The sequence below is a fragment of the Nostoc sp. 2RC genome, from assembly GCF_014222165.1.
GTDB lineage: Bacteria > Cyanobacteriota > Cyanobacteriia > Cyanobacteriales > Nostocaceae > Nostoc > Nostoc linckia.
On record NZ_JACKZU010000512.1, the window covers coordinates 1 to 4,335 of the forward strand.

Genomic DNA, 4,335 nt, shown 5'->3' on the forward strand with positions numbered 1-4,335 from the left:
CCTTTACCCCTTCCCCTTTAAAAAGCCAAGTTGCCTTGGCGTACCACTAGCGCGTGTTACTGTATTCTCAAAAGGGGGATGCTTTTACTTTATCTATTTAGTTTATGTCTGCTTGCCAAAGATTACGGCAATTACTAGCGCGTCCAGAAATTATTGTGATTCCTGGTGTTTATGATTGTTTGGGAGCTAAGTTAGCTGAACAACAGGGTTTTGAAGTCGTGGCTACCAGTGGCTTTGGAATTGCGGCTTCTGTTTTGGGTTTGCCAGATTATGGCTTTGTCACGGCTACGGAAATGCTTTACAGTGTGGGGCGAATAGCTCAATCGATTAATATTCCTTTAATCGCTGATTTAGATACGGGTTATGGTAACGCTTTAAATGTAACTCGTACCATTAAAGATGCCGTACAGTTGGGTGTTGCTGGGGTGTTGTTGGAAGATCAGGAATGGCCGAAAAAGTGCGGACACTTTGAAGGTAAGCGAGTGATTCCCCAAGCCGAACATGCAAGAAAAATTCGCGCCGCAGTACAAGCCCGTGGCGATAGCGGTTTAGTAATTATTGCCCGGACTGATGCGCGTGGCCCCTTAGGTTTAGCAGAAGCCATTGCCCGTGGTAAAGCTTACATAGCGGCGGGAGCAGATATACTGTTTGTGGAAGCTCCGCAATCTGTTGATGAATTAAAAGCGATCGCTACTGCTTTTCCTGATGTACCGCTAGTAGCAAATATCGTCGAAGGTGGTAAAACTCCAGAAATTTCCGCAATTGAATTACAAAAGTTAGGTTTCAAAATTGCATTTTTTCCCGTGACTGCTTTACTCGCTGTTACACAAGTCATGAAAGCTTGTTTTCAACATCTCAAACAACAAGGAACCACAGCGAATTTGCCCAACTTAGTTAACTTTCAAGATTTTCAAGAACTGGTTGGCGTTCCTGAATATTTACAAATGGAACAAGATTTCAAATCCTGAACTTTGGCTACATCTGCTACATTCACACAGTAGTTTTCATGTGTAAATCCGTGCAACAGGCAGGTAAGAATAATAACTCATCAGTCATCAGTCAACAAAATGTGAACAAAACGTGAGAATTTTTTCAGTCAAATTATCGAACAAAAATTAAATAGCACGATGGCTTCACAAGTTCCTCAAATTTTCCTTGTAACCTGAACAGCAAAAGGCAATAAGAAAAAAGTCATCAAGATGAATCTTACTTAGTTTGTTGTAAAAGCAAAAGAACAGATAAAGGACAAGCAAAAAATCCTTAACTCCAAACTCACTTATCAATTCGCAGTGAATTTTCACAGAAATACTCTGCGTACCTCTGCGCTGACTTTGCGTTTCTTTGCGTTTAAAATTCACCACACAAAAAAACGTCTCAGCCTTACTAACTTTTCACGATATCTGGAAAACCTCTCTCTAAATCAATACGGTTCAGTTAAGGCTAAAACTCTTGGTCAAATTCAATTTTTTTAACGTAGACGCGTAGCGGCTTGCCGCAGGCTACCGCCAAGGACGCATTCGCGCAGCGTCTCGTCAGAGAAGGACGCAAAGAGAAGAAAGAAAGAAAGGCTTAACTGAACTGTATTGCTCTCTAAATCTCTCTCCTCGCAGGAGAGAAACTTTGAATTCTTGGTTTGGAAGTTAGATTTTCCGTGGACTTTTCCATATAACGTGAAAAGTCAGCTCAGCCTTACCCCTAATACGGTTCAAGCAGTATGAACTTGCCTTGTGGTCTGGGAAAAGGTTAAGGGGTAAAGGATGTATTTGAAACCTTTCCCCTTTCCCCTTTCCCCTTTAACCGAACCGTATTGGCCCTACCCCTTGTGTGTAAACAGGAGACAAAAAAATGAAATTACTTTCGATTACAGAACTCGAAACACTAGCAAAACAATCAAAAGAAGTCTGCGTATCGATTTTTCTACCAACTTGTCACGCTGGTTCAGACACACAACAAAACCCAATCCGTTTTAGGAATTTAATCCGAGAAGCTGAAGAACGCCTGATTGAACATGGTTGGCGTACTGAAGATGCAAAAAACTTACTCGAATCAGTCAGAGAGCTAGATAAGTATGAATTTTGGCAACAGCAGAGTCATGGTTTAGCAATCTTCCGCTCCCAGGACTTTTTGCGTTATTACTCCTTACCTGTAGATTTTCCAGAATTAGTAAATGTTAGTAACCATTTTTACCTGAAACCTCTATTACCCTTATTCCAAAGCGATGGACATTTTTATATCCTGGCTCTCAGCCATAATTTGATTCGGTTATTAGAAGGTACACACCACCATATTCAAGAGATTGATTTGACCGATGTGCTGCCAACTTTAGCAGAGGTATTGCGGTTTGAAGAACCAGAAAGACAAACAACATCCCATACAGGCACTCCAGGCGCAGCAGGTGGACGACGCGCCGCTCCTAATGGAGTCACGGTATTTCACGGTCATGGCGCTGGTGATGAGGATGAAAAGGAAAATCTCAGCATATACTTTCATCGGGTAAATGAAGCATTGCAGGAGTTACTAAAAGCAGAACACGCTCCCTTAGTGCTGGCTGGGGTGGAATATCTTTTGCCGATTTACCGAGAAGCAAATACTTATCCTTACCTCATGGATGTTGGCATAACAGGTAATCCAGAACTACTGTCACCAGAAGAATTACACGCCCAAGCTTGGAAAATAGTAGAACCATTATTTTTCCAAGCACAGCAAGAAGCAATAAATCAATACAGGCAATTATTGGGAACTGGAAAAGCCTCCAGCCAAATTAAAGAAACTATTCCCGCAGCTTACCAGGGACGCGTTGATAAATTAATTGTCGCCCTCAATCAACAGCAGTGGGGTACTTTTGACTCAGGTAGCCAAAGGGTTGAAGTGCATTTCAATGCACAACCTGATGATGAAGAATTATTAGATTTCGCAGCCACTCAAACAATCTTAAATGGCGGTATCGTTTATGCAGTTGAGTCAGCAGATATGCCAGATGATACACCACTAGCTGCGGTATTTCGTTATTAGACAAAAGTGCAAAAGCGCTTTTTGCACTTTTGTGGGGAAAGGGGAAAGGTTAAAGGGGAAAGGGAAAATACCAAACCTTCCCTCCTTTCCCCTTGTCCCGACTTCTGCAAGAACTCTATTGATGTATGAAAATTCGATTTGATTTGGACTGGAGTTTAGACTAGTGGTGGGTCTGAATCCCCCACTCATTGATTCTGACTCCTGAATTCTGACTCCTGAATTCTGACTCCTGAATTCTGACTCCTGACTCCTGAATTCTTCTTCAATTGTTCTGTAAAACTTCAGCGATCGCTTTAGAAATTGGTAACTGAGGATGGCGTTCCAGCCAAAAGAATTCGCCGACTGGGTTCACTTCAAGAAATACATACCTATTATCTGGTGTCAAAATAATATCAATAGCACCGTAATTCAACCGGAATTCTGCCATCAATTTGAGTAATTTTTCTTTCACATCTTCAGGTAAAGTGTATGCTTCCCAAGCATCAAGTAAAGCAATTCCTTGTTTGCGCCAATCGTAACGCGCTTTATCTAAAGCTTGAGAATCAACCGCAGCCGTCAGCACCCGTTTACCTACAATAGTTGTTCGCAACTCCAAAGCTTTAGGAATTTTTTCTTGAAATGTCATTGGGCAGAAACGTAAGCCATCAAGATTCTCTAAATCTTCAGATGAAATTGGATTTGTAAACACAACTTTTTCTCGTCCTTGTTCATCATAAATGGCGAAGGAAGAAAGCATTTTTGTAATTATTCCTTGATGACACTCTTGGGCAAATTGTTTCACTGCCAAGGGATTATTTGTAGTTAATGTCCGTGGCGTATCTAAACCAATTTTTCGTGCTATCTGTAATTGCAATTGCTTATTTTCAGCTCGGCGAATATTCGGTAAAGGATCGAGATGAAAACCCTGAATACTAGCAATCATCCCCTCAATAGTGACGCGAGATTCTTTCAATGAAGCTTGTCTGAGTTGCCTATCCATCGAATCGGGAATTCTCGAACCAATAGCAATGCGCCGATACCAAACTGCTGACACCTCATTTAAATCTAATGTTTGGTCATCCACACTGAGAGTAACTCGTTCAGTTTTTCCATAATAAACATCTAACTGAATTTCCGTAGGAAATCTATCTGTGTCAAAACGAAATGCTTTTCCTCCTTGGTCTGCAATTGCTTGCATAACTAGAGGAATACTTTCGTTATCTTGGCTGTGAGTAATGATAAAAATAGTCATTTGAAGGGGAGGTGGGGAGTTAGGAGTTAGGAGTTAGGAGTTAGGAGTTAGGAGTTAGGAGTTAGGAGTTAGGAGTTAGGAGTTAGGAGTTA

General features: G+C 41.3%; 3 protein-coding genes. 2 read left to right on the forward strand and 1 reads right to left on the reverse strand.

The window, feature by feature from the left end; genetic code table 11:
* The first annotated feature begins 104 nt into the window (after positions 1-104).
* The gene (locus GNE10_RS32375) at positions 105-968 is read left to right on the forward strand and encodes an oxaloacetate decarboxylase (RefSeq protein WP_185570085.1); all 864 of its coding nucleotides are present in this window, start codon (positions 105-107) and stop codon (positions 966-968) included.
* Positions 969-1,845: 877 nt separating this feature from the next.
* Positions 1,846-3,012 carry a hypothetical protein gene (locus GNE10_RS32380; RefSeq protein ID WP_185570087.1) on the forward strand — a complete coding sequence of 389 codons (1,167 nt, stop codon included), beginning with the start codon at positions 1,846-1,848 and terminating at the stop codon, positions 3,010-3,012.
* Between the two features lie 262 nt (positions 3,013-3,274).
* Here GNE10_RS32380 and GNE10_RS32385 read toward each other — a convergent pair whose 3' ends face one another.
* Positions 3,275-4,243, reverse strand: coding sequence for an MvdD family ATP-grasp ribosomal peptide maturase (locus GNE10_RS32385; protein ID WP_185570089.1), 969 nt, complete (start codon positions 4,241-4,243; stop codon positions 3,275-3,277).
* Positions 4,244-4,335 lie beyond the last annotated feature (92 nt).